General features: G+C 46.0%; 20 protein-coding genes. 12 read left to right on the top strand and 8 right to left on the bottom strand.

Features of this window, described 5'->3' with window-relative positions:
- Positions 1-433 precede the first annotated feature (433 nt).
- The 3 genes from QUA00_RS14205 (at position 434) to QUA00_RS14195 (ending at position 2,776) form a co-directional block, all read left to right on the top strand.
- Complete coding sequence (locus tag QUA00_RS14205) at positions 434-1,276, top strand: type II CAAX endopeptidase family protein (protein ID WP_333410021.1); 843 nt, start codon at positions 434-436, stop codon at positions 1,274-1,276.
- Positions 1,277-1,802: 526 nt separating this feature from the next.
- Positions 1,803-2,312: a hypothetical protein gene (locus QUA00_RS14200; protein ID WP_333141916.1), complete on the top strand. Its 510-nt coding sequence runs from the start codon at positions 1,803-1,805 to the stop codon at positions 2,310-2,312.
- Positions 2,309-2,776, top strand: a complete 468-nt coding sequence (locus QUA00_RS14195; RefSeq protein WP_333410020.1) for a hypothetical protein — start codon at positions 2,309-2,311, stop codon at positions 2,774-2,776. Before QUA00_RS14200 ends, QUA00_RS14195 begins: the two co-directional genes overlap by 4 nt.
- A gap of 136 nt (positions 2,777-2,912) precedes the next feature.
- Here the strand turns inward: QUA00_RS14195 and QUA00_RS14190 are convergent, their stop codons facing one another.
- From QUA00_RS14190 to QUA00_RS14180, 3 genes are all read right to left on the bottom strand, one after another.
- On the bottom strand, positions 2,913-3,290 hold the full coding sequence (locus tag QUA00_RS14190; protein WP_333141914.1) for a HEPN domain-containing protein: 378 nt from the start codon (positions 3,288-3,290) through the stop codon (positions 2,913-2,915).
- Positions 3,280-3,744, bottom strand: coding sequence for a hypothetical protein (locus tag QUA00_RS14185; protein ID WP_333410019.1), 465 nt, complete (start codon positions 3,742-3,744; stop codon positions 3,280-3,282). Before QUA00_RS14185 ends, QUA00_RS14190 begins: the two co-directional genes overlap by 11 nt.
- A gap of 407 nt (positions 3,745-4,151) precedes the next feature.
- The gene (locus QUA00_RS14180; RefSeq protein WP_333410018.1) at positions 4,152-5,954 is read right to left on the bottom strand and encodes a bifunctional serine/threonine-protein kinase/formylglycine-generating enzyme family protein; all 1,803 of its coding nucleotides are present in this window, start codon (positions 5,952-5,954) and stop codon (positions 4,152-4,154) included.
- Between the two features lie 56 nt (positions 5,955-6,010).
- Here QUA00_RS14180 and QUA00_RS14175 point away from each other — a divergent pair, with 56 nt between their 5' ends.
- Complete coding sequence (locus QUA00_RS14175) at positions 6,011-6,388, top strand: S-layer protein (RefSeq protein WP_333410017.1); 378 nt, start codon at positions 6,011-6,013, stop codon at positions 6,386-6,388.
- A 219-nt stretch (positions 6,389-6,607) separates the two neighbouring features.
- On the opposite strand, the gene QUA00_RS14170 is transcribed toward QUA00_RS14175, so the two are convergent.
- From QUA00_RS14170 to psbH, 4 genes are all read right to left on the bottom strand, one after another.
- Entirely contained in the window at positions 6,608-6,874 is a 267-nt protein-coding gene (locus QUA00_RS14170) for a DUF3146 family protein (RefSeq protein WP_006633689.1), read from the bottom strand.
- On the bottom strand, positions 6,871-7,533 hold the full coding sequence (pth, locus tag QUA00_RS14165) for an aminoacyl-tRNA hydrolase (RefSeq protein ID WP_015176009.1): 663 nt from the start codon (positions 7,531-7,533) through the stop codon (positions 6,871-6,873). The genes QUA00_RS14170 and pth overlap by 4 nt, the downstream gene beginning before the upstream one ends.
- Complete coding sequence (locus QUA00_RS14160) at positions 7,534-7,794, bottom strand: TatA/E family twin arginine-targeting protein translocase (protein ID WP_333141910.1); 261 nt, start codon at positions 7,792-7,794, stop codon at positions 7,534-7,536.
- A gap of 151 nt (positions 7,795-7,945) precedes the next feature.
- Positions 7,946-8,149, bottom strand: coding sequence for a photosystem II reaction center phosphoprotein PsbH (gene psbH, locus QUA00_RS14155; RefSeq protein WP_015176007.1), 204 nt, complete (start codon positions 8,147-8,149; stop codon positions 7,946-7,948).
- Between the two features lie 212 nt (positions 8,150-8,361).
- Here psbH and psbN point away from each other — a divergent pair, with 212 nt between their 5' ends.
- From psbN to QUA00_RS14135, 4 genes are all read left to right on the top strand, one after another.
- Positions 8,362-8,493 carry a photosystem II reaction center protein PsbN gene (psbN, locus tag QUA00_RS14150; RefSeq protein ID WP_190742515.1) on the top strand — a complete coding sequence of 44 codons (132 nt, stop codon included), beginning with the start codon at positions 8,362-8,364 and terminating at the stop codon, positions 8,491-8,493.
- Between the two features lie 244 nt (positions 8,494-8,737).
- Positions 8,738-9,838 carry a chorismate synthase gene (aroC, locus tag QUA00_RS14145; RefSeq protein ID WP_333372165.1) on the top strand — a complete coding sequence of 367 codons (1,101 nt, stop codon included), beginning with the start codon at positions 8,738-8,740 and terminating at the stop codon, positions 9,836-9,838.
- A 1-nt stretch (position 9,839) separates the two neighbouring features.
- Positions 9,840-10,751, top strand: coding sequence for an MBL fold metallo-hydrolase (locus tag QUA00_RS14140; protein WP_333141908.1), 912 nt, complete (start codon positions 9,840-9,842; stop codon positions 10,749-10,751).
- A 634-nt stretch (positions 10,752-11,385) separates the two neighbouring features.
- On the top strand, positions 11,386-12,309 hold the full coding sequence (locus tag QUA00_RS14135) for a hypothetical protein (protein WP_333141907.1): 924 nt from the start codon (positions 11,386-11,388) through the stop codon (positions 12,307-12,309).
- Here QUA00_RS14135 and QUA00_RS14130 read toward each other — a convergent pair.
- Positions 12,269-12,466, bottom strand: a complete 198-nt coding sequence (locus QUA00_RS14130; protein WP_333410016.1) for a hypothetical protein — start codon at positions 12,464-12,466, stop codon at positions 12,269-12,271. The genes QUA00_RS14135 and QUA00_RS14130 overlap by 41 nt on opposite strands.
- 1 nt (position 12,467) lies before the next feature.
- On the opposite strand from QUA00_RS14130, the gene QUA00_RS14125 reads away from it, so the two are divergent.
- The 4 genes from QUA00_RS14125 to QUA00_RS14110 all read left to right on the top strand — a co-directional run bounded on the left by QUA00_RS14125 (position 12,468) and on the right by QUA00_RS14110 (position 15,728).
- Positions 12,468-12,737, top strand: coding sequence for a hypothetical protein (locus QUA00_RS14125; protein WP_333410015.1), 270 nt, complete (start codon positions 12,468-12,470; stop codon positions 12,735-12,737).
- 564 nt (positions 12,738-13,301) lie between these two features.
- Positions 13,302-13,913: a class II aldolase/adducin family protein gene (locus QUA00_RS14120; protein ID WP_333410014.1), complete on the top strand. Its 612-nt coding sequence runs from the start codon at positions 13,302-13,304 to the stop codon at positions 13,911-13,913.
- Positions 13,914-14,512: 599 nt separating this feature from the next.
- Positions 14,513-15,067, top strand: coding sequence for an Npun_F5560 family protein (locus tag QUA00_RS14115; protein ID WP_333410013.1), 555 nt, complete (start codon positions 14,513-14,515; stop codon positions 15,065-15,067).
- Positions 15,060-15,728, top strand: coding sequence for a hypothetical protein (locus QUA00_RS14110; RefSeq protein WP_333410012.1), 669 nt, complete (start codon positions 15,060-15,062; stop codon positions 15,726-15,728). The genes QUA00_RS14115 and QUA00_RS14110 overlap by 8 nt, the downstream gene beginning before the upstream one ends.
- Positions 15,729-15,732: the final 4 nt, after the last annotated feature.

Below are 15,732 nucleotides of genomic sequence, written 5' to 3'. Positions count from 1 at the left end.
TATCCAACTCTAACTCTCGGATTTACTCAAGCCTGACTCTCGGATTTACCAAATTCTAACTCTCGGATTTACTCAAGCCTGACTCAGCCAAAAGTTCTCGCATTCACCCGCAAGCCCGCCGGGGATTTAAATCCCCGTCTTATAGCAAAAGTCGGTTAAAACTGATATCTTGCACCCTTGTCAAGAACGGGCAAGATGCCCGTTCCACAAAGAATGAGTCTTCTTGTGGAACAGGCATCTTGCCTGTTCCTAAACAAGTAATTGAGAATGGTGCAAGATGTGAGTTAAAACCGACTGCCAACCTAAATTAGATTGTGATAAATTTCAGTCCTCTTTGAGAGGACTTTCGCTATGAGACAGGGGTTTTTAACCCCTGTCGGACAGTCCGACAGACCAATAAGCCGATTTACCCAATTTCAACTCATTTACAACAATGATTAACCGCCTCCAAATAATAGCCAGTTATCCATTTCCTCTACGTGTAATAATTTTCCTATTAATGTTGCTAGCAATTTGGCTGCCGCTAGCAGCACCAATTTATATCTTAGTTAAAGATAGTAACCTCGCCACTATTCTGACAATGGGATTGTTATTTGCTGAGTTTCTGTTCCTAGTGCCGCGCTGGGGAAAAAAGGTTTACGGACAAACCCAATTACTCAAAAGTTACGGTTTAATCAATACGCGAAAAAACGGTTTTGAGCTTTTAATTGGATTGGCGATCGGGCTTTTGCTCACTTTCAGCTTATTTGCGGTGCAAGGGCTGTTCGGCTTAGTCGCGTGGCAAAATTCTGATAATTTGCCGAGAATCATCGCAGAAGGGCTGTTAAGCGCCCTTGGAGTCGGTTTTGCGGAGGAGTTGGTATTCCGGGGTTGGTTGCTGGACGAGTTGCAGCGGGATTACAATTATAAAATATCTCTGTGGGCGAATAGCCTGGTGTTTGCCCTATCTCATTTTATCAAACCTGTCGCGGCCATGCTGCAGAGTTGGCCGCAGTTTCCGGGGTTGTTGTTGCTGGGTTTGATTCTGGTTTGGGGAAAACGATCGCGCCAAAATCGCCTCGGTTTGTCGATCGGGCTTCATGCAGGTTTAGTCTGGGGATATTACATTATTAACATCGGGCAGTTAGTGCGATATTCGGCCTCTGTTCCCGATTGGGTAACAGGAGTTAACGGCAATCCGCTAGCTGGGGCGATCGGGCTGTTGTTTTTGAGCGTATTGGCTGTGGGAATGCGGCAGATGTCCGAACGTTCAAAAGGTTCGCAGTCAGGACTTTAGTCCTTCTTCCCAAATTTTTAGCCTTTATTCTTTAGTCTCTTAGAGAGGGACATCGTTTGTCTAGACGCGGTTTCAACCGCCGATTCCTCTACTCTACAACCAACCTTGGGAAATTTTTATGCAGCTTGCTGAACTTCTACCACACCTGAAGCATTTGCCTCACGCTGACAAACTTTTACTACTGCATTTTATTCTATCGGAATTACTCCAATAATCAGACATAATTACCCTAGAAAATCAAAGCAAATTATCTTCTACCACAAACTCCTACAACTATTTTGAATCTGCTGCTGTTTTAGCAAAGGCTTGATCAGATGAAAAAGCAGTAAATTATGGTTGATAAAGTCAGATTTACGTTTACTGAAATCGCTCCGCAACTGGGTGCATTAAGTACATTGCCTTACTTGCCACTAACCTTAACTTATCAGAATAGCTGTTTAAGTGCATCAGCCTTGCTATCGCTAACCCAAATCATTTATTATTGATGTTAATTGTGTTATACTGAACTCATACAGACGCAAAAACCATGCTAAGTGAATCTTCGCGCTTTGTTTACGGCGATGAATTAATTACCGCAACAGAATTGAACCAGCAACCGAATCGAGTTCTAGATTTGGCGATGGAGCACCCTGTCACTATCACTCGCAACGACCAGCATTTTGCTTTACTGCGCCGGGAAGAGATGACGTTGTGGGTCAAAGCTGCGACGCTTTCTTTGACTGTATTTGAAGTGACTGCCGCTGCTTACCGGCTGCGATTGGGAGAAGCGATTAGTTCAGAAAATCCCTATCACTGGCTGACAGCATTTGACTCAGATGAACTCAGCGAATTGATTGCTGAATTAGAAAAAGCTTACCGACTTGCTGAGTCGGAATCGGGCGCGTGGAATCAGATTGAGATTGTAATTCATGAATGGCATGAAAGCGCTAAAGCAATTTCTAGCCCGGAACTCGCAGCAGCTTTCAGCGATGAAATTGACGAAGTTTTGCTGACACCACCTCAAATAGAAAGCACTACTGAATCGACTCAGGTATGACGCACACTCCACCCACTCCAGACGATTCAGAAAGCGGGGTTTCCTCTGAAGAACTTTCCGCACCTGTACCCGTGCTTTCCGAGTTGGTAATCCCGCCTGAAGAAGCACTTACAGCACCCCGAATATCCCTATCTACTCAAGAAAATGCAGCCGAAATTATCGCGCAATTGCCTGAATCGCCCTGGTTAGTAGTAGCAAAAAACCGACGGGTTAACCGGGATTGGGAAGCTTTATTGTTACGTGTCCCTGAAAATGCTCGTCGCTGCTATCAAGATTTATGTACTAGCCCGATGGTGAGAAAACCGAGGAGAGTTTTTCCGTTAAAAGGCAAACTTTATCAAGGTGCGTGGGAATATGAAGTAACAAGTTCAGACAGAGTATTTTATGTACCGGATGAACACAAACGCAAGGTGCTTGTTTACTACGCTGGAACCCATCCTAAATCAGCACCAACTCCTCCGTAAATAAACCAGGCTATTTCAACTTTTAGCGTTGGAGTTTGAGCCGATTTATCCACCAAATTTTGATCCATGACTCCACCGGCTTATCCAGCAACAAACCCGACTCCAGCAAAAAAGCATTATCAGATTAAATTGATATTTAGAGATTATTTAGGTTATAAATTATTTCTTGAGAACGCTTGAGCGCAATAGTAGCAATCGCAGATAATAAGGGAAAATTATCGTCATAGTCTGCTTGATTTCGATATCGGCGCAACACTGCTAAATTATCGGCGATTAATTGATATCTTGAGTCAGGATTAATATCAAATTCTTGCCAAACATAGCGGTGAATATCGCTTGTTTTTGGCAGGGAATGACCTTGTTTATCTCGCAAATAGTTCCGCGCTAAGATAAAAGCAGCATAATAGGAACGACTGATAGCATCCCTCAATCGCGCCTCCTGTTCAGCAGGAATAGTTGCTTGACCAGCAAGTTCTTTTGCTAAATTTAGGTATTGCGACCAATCAAAACTCATCAGTATATTCCAAAATCGTATAAAAATGCTCCCGAATTTCATGGGATAATTCCCTAGACCAATTTTTACGCAATTCGTCTTCTCTATCCATTGCTTCATCGGGATCGAGGTCTGTCAAGATGATTGAGAGAACCAGATGAACATAGTTAGGAATTTCGGGGTCATTGATGACTTGAAGTAATAGTTTTTGTTCGGGAAAATAATTGCTAATCTGGACGGATGCTTCTAGCAAAACGGGAAGTAAAAACGGATATTGGTTAATAAAGTCAATGACTTCTGTCTTGTCTCGGAAAATGTATGATTTTTCTATGGTTTCCATGTCTGATTGGGAAATGACGAAAGGCGCGACTCTGGGTGCTGATATCTTGTCTAAAATTAAGGATGCTATGGCATTTTGTTCTGCTTCGGGTAGTTGAGAGACGGTGGCAAAAGTTTCTGCTAATAGGTTATTCATTTTGTAAATCTCCTATGCGACTATTCGTGATAAAAATCAATATTTCTAATTATAATGTGTTCGGCGGTGAATCTGAAAAAAAAATAGTTTACTACGCTGGAACCCATCCTAAATCAGCATCAACTCCTCCGTAAATAAACCAGACTATTTCAGCAGACTTGTCTATACAGAAAGCATTGACACAATGACAGTGATTTTCCCAAACAGAACTTACGCACAGGTGGCCAGAAACCGGGTTTTTTGAGGATATCCTTCGCTGTACTCCACAGATTAAGTAAAAAACCCGGTTTCTTTGTCGGGAGTGCATCCAGGAGTGCCAAAAATAAATCCAGTCGCCTCTGGCGACAACCTAAGTGAAAAGAGAAGAAGAGTAAAGGGAAAAAGGGCAAAAGGGTAGAGAAGAATCCTCACAGGGAAGACAGGGAGGAAGGGACAGCCACAGCTACCGCTACACGAAAACCCTGGGACCGGTCCGAGAGGTCCGCAGAGTCGTAGAAGCGGTCGGCAGCACGGCCATAGACCGCATTGTTGGCCCACGAACCCCCACGCAGCACCCGGTTATCATCTGTACCTGTTTCCCAAGAAGTTCCGTCTGTTGGTGCGCCATTGTAGTTAGAATGAAAGCGATCGCTGCACCATTCCAAAACATTTCCGTGCATATCGTATAAACCAAAGGCATTCGGCCCAAAACTCCCTACATCCGTTGTTTTCTCGCGGTAAAGTCCCTTGGATGCAGCACCGTAGGGATAATTGCCGTCATAATTAACTAAATCTGGGGTAATGGTTTCACCAAAATAGAACGGTGTTGTAGTTCCGGCGCGACAAGCATATTCCCATTCTGCTTCGGAAGGTAAGCGATAATTCTTCCCTGTTTTTTGAGAAAGTTTCTGACAGAATTGCACAGCGTCATTCCAGCTTACTTGTTCTACAGGAAGTTTCGCGCCTTTGAAGTGAGAAGGGTTATTTCCCATCACTGCTTCCCATTGTTCTTGCGTCACCTCATATTTTCCCATAAAAAAAGGGGCGAGATTAACAGTATGCTGTGGCCCTTCGTCGTGCCTTCGTTTTGCTTCGCTATCGGGGGAACCCATGACGAAACTGCCCCCAGGAATTGCCATCATCTGTAAAGTAATGCCATTGGCCATAGTTTCTGTCAAAACCTGTGCTTGACTTTGGCTGCGCTTGGTGATTTCTCCCGTTGAATTCACTGTCACCGTTTCAAATTGAACTGTTTTTAGGGGATTAGAGGAGTTATTCAGCAAACTTTTAGTCACAACTGCACCGACAAGTCCTACTCCCGCAAAACCGACTAATTGTAAAAAACCTCGCCTTGTCGGTGCACTTGGTGTCGGTGTCGGTGTCGGTGGCGGTGGTGGCGGTGGGAGAGGCGACAACAAAGATAAAATTGCTTGCAATGCTTCCTCTGCATTTTGATAACGCTGACTGAAATTGTCGCGCACCATTTTATCTAAAACATTAGCTAAATTATTACTGACTTGAGCCTGATTTCGCCAAATTACCTCTCCTGTATGCGTATCTTCTCGTAAGTTAAAAGGATGTTCACCAGTCAATGCTTGAATTCCAATCATCCCCACTGCATGAATATCACTGGCAAATCTAGGTTTGCCCTTCGCTTGTTCGCTCGGCATATAACCAGGAGTACCAATTGCAATAGTTAAGCTAGTTGGCTTTTGAGCATTCACAACTATTGTGCTAATTTCCTTGACAGCGCCAAAGTCAATCAAGACAATTTTACCATCTTGGCGACGCATTAAATTATCAGGTTTAAGATCGCGATGAATCACCTTTTGCTGATGAACAATTGCTAAAATTTCTAAGATATTGTGCAATAATGTAATAGTATATGATTCGCTTAATTTTTTACCTAGAATCAGTTCTTTCGTAAGGTCGTGTCCGGCGATAAAATCTTGCACCAAATAAAATTCCCCATTTTCCTCAAAGTGGGCGGAAAGCTTGGGAATTTGGTCGTGTAGACTACCCAATTTATACAGAGTTTGTGCTTCTGCGTCGAATAAGCGTTTGGCAATTAGTAAAAGGTCAGGGTCAGCGTTTTGCGGTTTAAGATGTTTGACAACGCACTGGGGATGTCCGGGTAAGTCTAAATCTTTGGCTAGGTACGTGTGTCCAAAACCGCCTTTCCCCAAGAATTTGATAATTTGATAATGATTGCGGAGGGTACGACCCAGCATAGTTTTCAGGGAATGCAGTGGAAGTTAGGATATATTGTCGCACCAGAGGAAATTAGATGCTTAAACTCAGAATCGTTTCCACAATTATACTGCTAGTTAGTGCCTGTTGTTCATCTCCCGCACAGGCGAAAAATCCGGCACAAATAAAGCAAAATAACTCTTTAGTTCAAGTGCAGCAAACGCCAGAACAAATTCTCAATGCTTGCGTGCAGAATCAGGCTGAAACCCTGCCAAATCCTTTTACCGATGTACCATCAAATCACTGGGCTTACAAAGCTGTTTTGACAATGTATTATTGTGGGGCTTACCGAGAAGGGATGAACCCTGATTTAATTAAAGAATTACTGGAATCGGGAGATACTACTAGAGAAAGTTTGCCTTCCAGATCACCCTTTCCCAATTTCCCATCACAGCAATTCCCGATAATTAATTAAACAATTAGTGGAATCTGGATACCCTACTATAGCAATCCTAAATCATTTGTAAAAATATGTAGGGGTAGTGCTACCCCTACTCCCCGTGCCTACCCCAGCCAAGGCGGGGCAACCGGGCGTGGGGTTTGCCCCTACAAGAATTACACGAATCATTTAGGATTGCTATAGAGGAAGTTTTTATTCCCGATTACCCTTTCCCCATTTCCCATTACCAAGATTTTAAAACTGAGCCCGAACCGTAAACGAATAATCCCCGCCCGGTTCAAGCTGATAATCCCATTTTTCCAGAAAACGGTGCAGCGGTTCCTGAATCAATGCCCTACCCTGAGAAGGCTCAAGTATCAGTGTTTTTTCTGACGTGAAACGCCACTGAAACTGCCACTCAAAATTGCCGGCAGTCACTTCACCCTCAATCGTGCCTTTTTGCCAAGATTGACCAGTAACCCGGACATATGCAGTTGTTTCAGGCAAACGTCTCGAACTCACCTTTTTGTTTCCGCGTTTGTTTCTGCAATTGTGCGACTATTGTAAAGGCTCATGGCTTTTTCTACTCCTTGGTGCAGGCTTAGTTCCACAGCTTCTACAACCAGTTTAAGCACTTTCTCTACTAACTGACTTTCCTCTGAGGAAAATTTTCCTAAAACGAAGGAAATCGTATCTTTCTCATTTTTAGCAGCATCGTTTTGAGGTTTGCCGATGCCAATCCGCAAGCGGGGAAATTTGTCTGTGCCCAAATGAGAAATTGTCGATTTCATGCCGTTGTGTCCGCCGGCAGAACCGGCAAGCCGCATTCTCAATTTCCCGATCGGCAAATCCATATCATCGTATACTATTAATACCGATTCCGCAGGTATTTTGTACCAATCCGTCGCCGCCCGAATCGCTTGACCCGACAGATTCATGTAAGTAAGCGGTTTCAGCAAACGGATTTTCTGTCCCCGCGGCCGGTTTCCCTCGCCAAATATGCCTTGAAATTTGCGATTTTCCGACAGCGAAATCTGCCAAGATTTAGCCAAGGCATCGACAGCATTAAAGCCTATGTTGTGTCGGGTGCGATCGTATTTAGGTTCGGGATTTCCCAAGCCAACTATTAGCTGGGGAATCACTAACTCCGCTGGTGTTTCCGACTTCTGAGTGTTGTTCATTTAAATGTCTGTGCTATCTTCCTTGGGAGTAGCCGCCGTGAGTTTTTCAGTTTCCGGTTTGCGGCTAGTTGCTACTGCTTCTTCTAACTGCTTAGCTTCCCGCGTGAATTCCGACTCAAAATCCCGCGAAGCGTCTTGAAAGCCCCGAATTGCCTTCCCCATACTCCGGCCGATTTCAGGTAATTTTTTCGGACCAAACACCAATAGGGCGATCGTAAAAATAACGGCCATTTCCGGCAAACCAATGCCAAAAATATTCATGGTTTTTCTCCTGCAATTTGTTTAGTTACTTCTTGTTTATTTATGGCAAAAGTAATCGGAAAGGGTAAGGAAAAACGGGAAAACTTAGCTTTTACCCTTTCTCCTCAACCCTCAGCTTTTACTTTTAGCCTTACTGTTTTGCGATCAATTTTTAGCGGCCGAGACTCGACCAATCCATATCCACACTCTCCAGAATCAGAGAAGAGTTGTAGATTTGCAAAATAATCAACAAGAACACGAAAAACAGTCCAATGAAAACGCTCATCAATAGCGTGGTTCCCCAGCCGGGGGCTACCTTGCCGTATTCCGAGTTAAGGGGTTTGAGTATATCTCCTAACCAAGTCCGTTGTGCCATAAGTCACCTGCAATGAATCTCTACAGAAAAGTTTGACATATTTCTACCGCTAATTGCGATCGCAATTTCTCAGAAATGCTGCCGGGGGACTCGCAAAACGGGGAGTGGGGGTTGGCTGCCATACCGTACAGCGCCTAAAATCACGAGACTTTCAGACGGATTGTTATTTTTTGTAATATTATAGAGTGGAGCACTCATAATCGATCAAAAATATGGAACCTGCAGCAGTTCTTGGCATTTCACTGGGCGTGTGTCTGGTGGCTATCACCGGTTTCTCGATCTACACGGCTTTCGGCCCTCCCGCTAAGGAATTGAGAGATCCTTTTGAAGAACACGAAGACTAAAGAAGAAGGAAGGCACAACACGGATTCGGACACGGATACACGGATGAATTTAAGTGTGTTTCCAGAGATCTCCTATTCTCTGTCTCTCCCTCTCTCCCTGGTAGATATTCTTCTAGGGGTGGGAAGGGAGTGATGCTGTGGGGCGATCGCCGGTCGCCTACTCGTCAATGGTATATTTTTCATAAATACAGTAAATCTCTATTCCATTTAAGCTAAAAATTATTAGGTGTCAGGCTAAAGCATCATGGGGAACACATTTGGGCATTTATTTCGGATCTCGACATTTGGGGAATCTCACGGCGGCGGTGTCGGAGTAGTAATTGACGGTTGCCCGCCCCTGGTGTCGATCGACGCATCGGAAATTCAAGCCGAACTCGATCGCCGTCGCCCCGGCCAAAGCAAAATTACTACGCCCCGCAAAGAAGCAGATACCTGCGAAATTCTGTCGGGGGTGTTTGAAGGCAAAACTTTGGGAACGCCGATCGCCATTTTAGTCCGCAATCAAAACACGCGCCCCCAAGACTACGAAGAAATGGCGACTACCTACCGCCCTTCCCACGCTGATGCTACCTACGATGCTAAGTACGGAATTCGTAACTGGCAAGGCGGAGGTCGCAGTTCGGCGAGAGAGACAATAGGTAGAGTAGCAGCAGGGGCGATCGCTAAAAAAATTCTCAAACAAGCAGCAGGAGTCGAAATAGTCGGCTACGTCAAACGCATCAAAGACTTAGAATGTGTCGCCGACCCGGACACTGTTACCTTAGAACAAGTAGAAAGCAACATCGTCCGCTGTCCAGATGCCGAATGTGCCGAAAGAATGATTGAACTGATCGAAAAAGTTCGCGACAGCGGAGATTCGATCGGCGGTGTAGTCGAATGCGTCGCCCGCAACGTACCCAAAGGGCTGGGAATGCCCGTATTCGACAAACTCGAAGCCGACTTGGCCAAAGCCATCATGTCCTTGCCCGCCAGCAAAGGCTTTGAAATTGGTTCCGGGTTTGCCGGGACTCTGCTCAAGGGCAGCGAACATAATGATGAATACTATACTGATGATAAGGGTGTAATTCGTACAGTAACGAATCGCTCTGGCGGAATTCAGGGTGGCATTGCTAACGGCGAAAATATCATTTTGCGGGCGGCATTCAAGCCGACTGCGACAATTCGCCAGCAGCAGCGCACAGTTACCCGAGAAGGCGAAGAAACGCTGCTGGCTGCCAAGGGACGGCATGACCCTTGTGTTTTGCCAAGAGCTGTGCCAATGGTGGAAGCGATGGTAGCTTTAGTGTTGTGCGATCATCTGCTGCGCCATCACGGACAATGTGGAACCTTAAAGCCTGAATTTTAAAATGGAAATCAGCTTGTCCTCAGTAGCGGCAACTCCCGTTGATTGCCCTCAACCCTCCGAATCAATAAAAGGTATAGATGATTTTGTAGTACAGTTCTGGGGCGTGCGGGGCAGTGTTCCGACACCCGGACAAGAAACTGTTCGCTACGGCGGCAATACTTCTTGTTTGGAAATGCGCGTCGCTGGCAAACGCTTGATTTTTGACGGCGGAACAGGCTTGCGGATGCTGGGAGACCAGTTGGTGCAAGAAATGCCTGTGCAAGCTTATATGTTTTTTACTCACTATCACTGGGATCACATTCAAGGGTTCCCGCTGTTCGCCCCAGCTTTTATCCGCGGCAATAGCTTTGATATTTACGGGGCGACTCCGCCGGATGGAGATTGCATGAAAAGGCACTTCGTAGAACGGGTGCTCCACTCGAATTCGCCGATACCGCTGATGGGTTTGCAGGCAGATTTGAATTTCTACGAACTCAATCACAACCAGACGATGATGCTGGACGATATTGAGATTAGGACGGGATCTCTGAATCACCCCAATACTGCTATGGGATATCGGGTGACTTGGCAGGGACGATCTGTTGTTTACTGTTCGGATACTGAACATTTTCCCGATCGGCTAGATGAGAATGTCTACAACTTAGCCCTCGACGCGGACGTGCTGATTTACGACGCGATGTACACAGACGAGGAATATCACAACCCCAAGTCTCCGAAGGTGGGTTGGGGACACTCGACTTGGCAGGAAGCGGTGAGAATGGCTAAGGAGGCGCGGGTGAAACGAGTGGTGATTTTTCACCATGATCCGGCTCACACTGACGATTTTCTCGATCGCATCGCCGAAGACGTGCAAATCGCTTTTCCGAAGGCTGTCATGGCCCGCGAGGGTCTTATTTTGCCGATCGGCTTCTGAACATTTGCCCTTGTGAGCTCGATCGAACCATCAACCGATCGAACCATAATTGTTATGTGAATATGTGGATCGGGTCTCGCGGCCCGATCCACAATTTTTTTTAATATGCAGCAAACTCTTAACTGCATGGTATAATTCTTGCTTGTTAAGTTTTTAGGCACAGTATTTAAGGTTTTTTTTATTCTTCAACCGCGTCCGCAAGACGCCAAGACGTAAGATAATTGGAGGATTGCCAAGGGTGAAAAGGAGACAGTTTTGAATGTCAACAAACACGGGGAGGCGAGGCTCTCGCACGCCTGAGTGCTAGTCTGAGGCCAGTAGACTTCCAGAAGCCTTGTTACAGATTAATTATTAAGGACAAAAACTGAAGTTATAGCTCGGATCAAATAAAAGCGCGATCGGTTTTTTGGACTCATGAATATTGACAACTCTCAAAAGCTAATAGCTTTTAGGTACAAACTGAGAAAATTTTCAGCAGTCAATTGGACTAACCAGAAAGAAACGATCGCTCTGGCGTTTGGCAGTAGCTGCGGCAAGCGAATGTTATGACTTGACTATCAAAATGGGAAATTTACGTTTTAGATCTTCAGCAAATCAATACAGATGGATTGCCCTAGGCAGTTTTGCTGTAATTATGGGTATTTCAGGCGCCCTGGCCTACCGCCTCGCCCCGCCCCCCGGATTCATGGCTCAAGGCACTCTCACTTCTAATAATCCGCCAGTCAAATTTTCGACCACGGGCACGACAATTCTCAAGCAGGGAGAGCAACTCACCCCGGAGGTTCTCCTAGCAGATAATGTTGTCAAAGCAGTGGCAGATGCAGTTAAGCTCTCGCCCCAGCAAGTTCGACAAAATGCTAGTGTCAAGATTTCTAAGGCGGAACAACCCCTAGAAATTGTGGTTGGGTATCGCTCGCTCGATCAGCAGCAAGCAATCCAAACGGCGGATATGTTGATGAAGGGCATGGTTGAAAAAAGCCGCCTGATTAACAGATATCGGTGGCAATCAGTCAATCAGTCGCTCAACCAACGCTTGGCACAAGTCACTCAAGACCTGAAACAAGCTCAGCAAAAACTCGACCAATACGAAAGAGAGCGCGCTCGCCTGTTGCAGCAAATGAAGCTTCAGCAAGACTTTTACAACAAAACTCAGCTTGCAATGGCGGATACGCAAGCGTCGGAAAAAGAAATGGTTAGCAGTTTGGCCGCTGCTACAGTGCCACAAATTGTGGCGACGCCCACGAGCGATCCGACAGTGCCTCTGATTTTGGGAATTGGCTTGCTGTTGGCGATTTTGGTCAGCCGCGGTTTGATTCCTTCGGTGGCGGATTGGAGGTACAAAGCAGCTTTTCAACGAGAAGAGAGCGAAAGGCTCCAAAGTGCTTTGTACCGACTGATCAAAGAAGGCCGGGGCGAAATCACTCTGGTGCGGTTTGCGATGGAGACGCGGCTGTCGCCGGATGTGGCTCAGCGTTTTTTGAACCAACAAGCTGAAGTCTTTAATGCCAATTGCGAAATTAAAGACGACGGCAGCATCTTGTATCACTTCCACATTTAAAGGGCTGGGGCGATCGCGCTTCACAGAAAAATTTAGCCGATCGGGCCCTCACTGCTCGATCGGCTTGTTTTTTTCTTAATCTGATATCTTGCACCATTGTCAGCAACAGGCAAGATGCCTGTTCCACAAAATATAAATTTTCTTGTGGAACAGGCATCTTGCCTGTTCATAAAAGACTAATTGAGAATGGTGCAACCTCTCAGTTAATAGGATTATATCAGGTTCGGTCGATCGACTATCCCCCTCTAGGTAGGCGCGGGTTTAGGGGATCTATAACTTATACTAATACTACAGATTTTGGTGAACCCGCCGACGCGAGCTGGCGTTGCGGTGATTTTACCCGACATGATATTACGCTCAACCCGGTTTCTAAGGTTGTAGGATGCCCCGGAGCTAAAAATTGCTCGATAGACATAGGTGTTGACTAACGTAGAGCAGCCGAAGATTGTGCCAGTTCGTCCCAGACTGGCTAAAAAAAAATTTTTGTGTTCCGCTTGCTTTTTGCTTAAATATATGTACAATTATAAAAAATAAGTAAATCTACGGTTGCTTTTTACCGGACTTACCGGATTAAGGGTACTTTATCCTTAAATATTTCTTAAGTTAGAAGTAAACTCAGTAGAAATGCTGTAGTATAGAACAATAAGCGATTCAGGGATGTTATGTAGTTTCACATCAGAAACTCGATCGGGCAAAAGCCTAGAATCAAACTCCCCGACTGAAAGGGTACATTTTCACATTGAACTTTTGTAATAACCGAGAGGCTAAATCATGATTTTGGAAATAATTGGTTCTTCTTTCCTAGCTTACTTTTTGCTAATGTCGGTCGCTAATTACGGCGACACTGGAATGTAGATTAGTTAAGGCACTTATGCACCGAGGCATAAGGCAGCAGGCAAAAAAAGCTGTTTGACAACTTCTTGATAACTTCGATTAAGTCTCAGCTTGGGCCATGTCTGTCGTGTCAGAGTAGTGTCTGATAAAACAAAAAAATGGATGAAGGAGTCGTTAAGTACCGCTGTGACTGGGAAGAAGCAGACCCTGTAGCTGCCCGGAACATAGCAGATTTGATGGACTGGCGCGATCGGCTCCACGCTTGGGGATTAATTGGCGTCTACGAAAATGGCATAGGGTTTGGCAACGTCAGCGTCAGACTCGGCAATTCAGGCCAATTCGTGATTTCGGGAACCCAGACTGCACACTTGAAAACTCTGGGACCAGAATTCTACTGTACTGTTACCGAATTTAACTTAGAACAAAATTTCCTCGGCTGCCGGGGCCCCGTACAAGCTTCGTCGGAGTCCCTGACTCACGGGGCCCTGTACCTTCAGAGAGAGGAGGTGGGCGCGATTATTCACGTCCACAATCCTAAGCTATGGCAGCAAATGCTGTTTAAGATTCCTACTACTAGAAAAGAAATACCTTACGGCACTCCCCAGATGGCCTTAGAAATGTTTAGACTTTTTGAGGAGGAGAATTTGGCGGAGCGCAAAATTCTGGCGATGGCCGGTCACGAGGACGGCATTATCTGTTTTGGCAGCACCGTGGACGAAGCTGGTCAAGTGCTTTCGGCTGCGATTAATGAGATTGGAGTTGAGCGTTGATCTCTCGAACGGTTGATCCATCGCCTGGGTTGTGGTAAAGATCGAGCATCAAACTCTCGCAACCAGCTCAAAAATTGCCAAGTGCCTCTTGCCTCTGTGCTAATGGAAAGATATCCTAAAGAGCAGATATATACTATATTCAATCGTAAAAGCTGAGAGTCATTGTCAGTAACCCAGCCCTAAAGGGACTGAGCTTGGTCGCGACTGATTGAGCAAGCTGTACTGACCAGCCTAAGACTTTAGAGGTCTACGTTATTTGGGTCATGACACCGGAGAATGCGACGCTAGTTTTCCGATCTGTCGCTTGTAGTTAAACAGCCTTAAGGTCACTGAGGCAGTGCTGCAAGCTTAACAAGCTCTTATAACATTGGCGAAGCGAACATTACCCCGAAAGGGAGCCGGAGATAACCATATCTCCACAGAGGGGTAATTATACCCCTCTACCCCTCGCCGGAGGGGAAAGCGGATTCAAGCCTGTGGTCACGCTCGCCCTTCGGCTTCGCTCAGGATAAACTCCGTCGAATATATTGAAACCGCCCGTGTCGTTTACCTCTCAGGGCTCAAGCCTCTGATTTTCCCACTTACCGAGGAGCATTTTTATGAATCAAACTAAACTTGTAAGCTCAAAAGAACTGCAATCAGAGGTATCTCGTCTCACCGAAGAGCTGCAAATGCGCGACCAATTGGTGCAGCAGTTGTCTCAAGAACTTTTCCGGCTGGTGAAGGGAAATTCGAGTTTTGTGCCAGCGCCGGAAGTTTCCGATCGCCACCAAGCTCAAATGCAGGCAATGCGGGAACAACTCCAAGCTGTTGAAGAACAGGTGAGTTTTTATCAGGAACAAATCGCCGAACGGGATGCTGAGGTTTACCAACTGCGGCAGTCGGTGCAAGAATTGACGGATCGCTCTCGGATGCTAGAACAGGTGGTTCAGGAATTGCCGGGGGTTTACCGCCAGAAGTTTGCCGAGCGGCTCGATCCGATTAAGGAAAAGTTGGAGCAATTGCAAAAGGAAAACCGCCAGTTGCACACTGAGTTGCAAAGCGTAACTTACCGTCTCGCTGTGCGGAGCCGCAAGGCTAAGGGCTTGGATCTGCCGAGCGTCGATGAAACGGACGATCGGGGCATTCAAATGCCGAGCTTTGGCAATGTCTAAGGTTTTGATTGTGGCGGGTGGTGAGAAAGATCCGGCCCCAAGTCTCAAGGCGGCGATCGCTCAATCTGATCCTTTAACTGAAGTCAATATCTGTGGGGTTTCTGAACTCCATTCTGGCGCGATCGCTCCGGGTGGGGCGATCTTTTGTCCTTTGACGCTGGATGTGCCAGAAAATCTGGTTTTTCCTGCTCAAGATGTGTTTCGATTTTGTAGCAATGTTTCGGCGGCGCGCGATCGAGTGTCCCAGGAGTTGCTTTTTCCCGTCGGCGGTGGCAATTTTTGGCTGCCTGTGGTGTTGACGGCAAAGGGCCCACTGTATGCTGAGGTGATCGGTGGGGAACCTTCTAAGCAGTCTGGCGAGTTGAGTTACTCTCAACCGGTGCATTTGTCGGATGTTTGGCGACAGCAGTTGTATGAGTTGGCTTACGGCTTGCTAAATCTTTTAAATGCGCCGCCGGCGACTTATTTGATGCAGTTCGGGTTTGTAGGGGAAAGGATTTGTTTCGATCGACTTTGGCCTTTTCCGGCTGCACCTGCGATCGCTTCTGTCGGCGTTCAAGTGCCGGATTTATTTGTTTGTCATTGGTATTGCTTGACAAATCAACCTATTTATGATATTGAAATTAGCTCTGCGGTTGCTGGAAGCCTCTTGGAAACTTGAGATT

It is taken from the genome of Microcoleus sp. T2B6, assembly GCF_036700475.1.
Classification (GTDB): domain Bacteria; phylum Cyanobacteriota; class Cyanobacteriia; order Cyanobacteriales; family Microcoleaceae; genus Microcoleus.
The sequence above is the reverse complement of the archived record's forward strand: the minus strand, read 5'-3'. Positions and strand labels throughout refer to the sequence as shown.

Bases quoted from the DNA above. Each gene is read 5' to 3' on its own strand.
- QUA00_RS14200 (WP_333141916.1), top strand. From the start codon at position 1,803: ATGCTAAGTGAATCTTCGCGCTTTGTTTACGGCGATGAATTAATTACC.
- psbH (WP_015176007.1), bottom strand. From the start codon at position 8,149: ATGGCACAACGGACTTGGTTAGGAGATATACTCAAACCCCTTAACTCG.
- QUA00_RS14130 (WP_333410016.1), bottom strand. From the start codon at position 12,466: ATGCCTGTTCCACAAGAAAATTTATATTTTGTGGAACAGGCATCTTGC.
- QUA00_RS14135 (WP_333141907.1), top strand. From the start codon at position 11,386: ATGGGTATTTCAGGCGCCCTGGCCTACCGCCTCGCCCCGCCCCCCGGA.
- QUA00_RS14190 (WP_333141914.1), bottom strand. From the start codon at position 3,290: ATGAGTTTTGATTGGTCGCAATACCTAAATTTAGCAAAAGAACTTGCT.
- QUA00_RS14205 (WP_333410021.1), top strand. From the start codon at position 434: ATGATTAACCGCCTCCAAATAATAGCCAGTTATCCATTTCCTCTACGT.
- psbN (WP_190742515.1), top strand. From the start codon at position 8,362: ATGGAACCTGCAGCAGTTCTTGGCATTTCACTGGGCGTGTGTCTGGTG.
- QUA00_RS14115 (WP_333410013.1), top strand. From the start codon at position 14,513: ATGAATCAAACTAAACTTGTAAGCTCAAAAGAACTGCAATCAGAGGTA.
- QUA00_RS14175 (WP_333410017.1), top strand. From the start codon at position 6,011: ATGCTTAAACTCAGAATCGTTTCCACAATTATACTGCTAGTTAGTGCC.
- QUA00_RS14160 (WP_333141910.1), bottom strand. From the start codon at position 7,794: ATGAATATTTTTGGCATTGGTTTGCCGGAAATGGCCGTTATTTTTACG.
- QUA00_RS14180 (WP_333410018.1), bottom strand. From the start codon at position 5,954: ATGCTGGGTCGTACCCTCCGCAATCATTATCAAATTATCAAATTCTTG.
- pth (WP_015176009.1), bottom strand. From the start codon at position 7,533: ATGAACAACACTCAGAAGTCGGAAACACCAGCGGAGTTAGTGATTCCC.
- QUA00_RS14110 (WP_333410012.1), top strand. From the start codon at position 15,060: ATGTCTAAGGTTTTGATTGTGGCGGGTGGTGAGAAAGATCCGGCCCCA.
- QUA00_RS14140 (WP_333141908.1), top strand. From the start codon at position 9,840: ATGGAAATCAGCTTGTCCTCAGTAGCGGCAACTCCCGTTGATTGCCCT.
- aroC (WP_333372165.1), top strand. From the start codon at position 8,738: ATGGGGAACACATTTGGGCATTTATTTCGGATCTCGACATTTGGGGAA.
- QUA00_RS14195 (WP_333410020.1), top strand. From the start codon at position 2,309: ATGACGCACACTCCACCCACTCCAGACGATTCAGAAAGCGGGGTTTCC.
- QUA00_RS14185 (WP_333410019.1), bottom strand. From the start codon at position 3,744: ATGAATAACCTATTAGCAGAAACTTTTGCCACCGTCTCTCAACTACCC.
- QUA00_RS14120 (WP_333410014.1), top strand. From the start codon at position 13,302: ATGGATGAAGGAGTCGTTAAGTACCGCTGTGACTGGGAAGAAGCAGAC.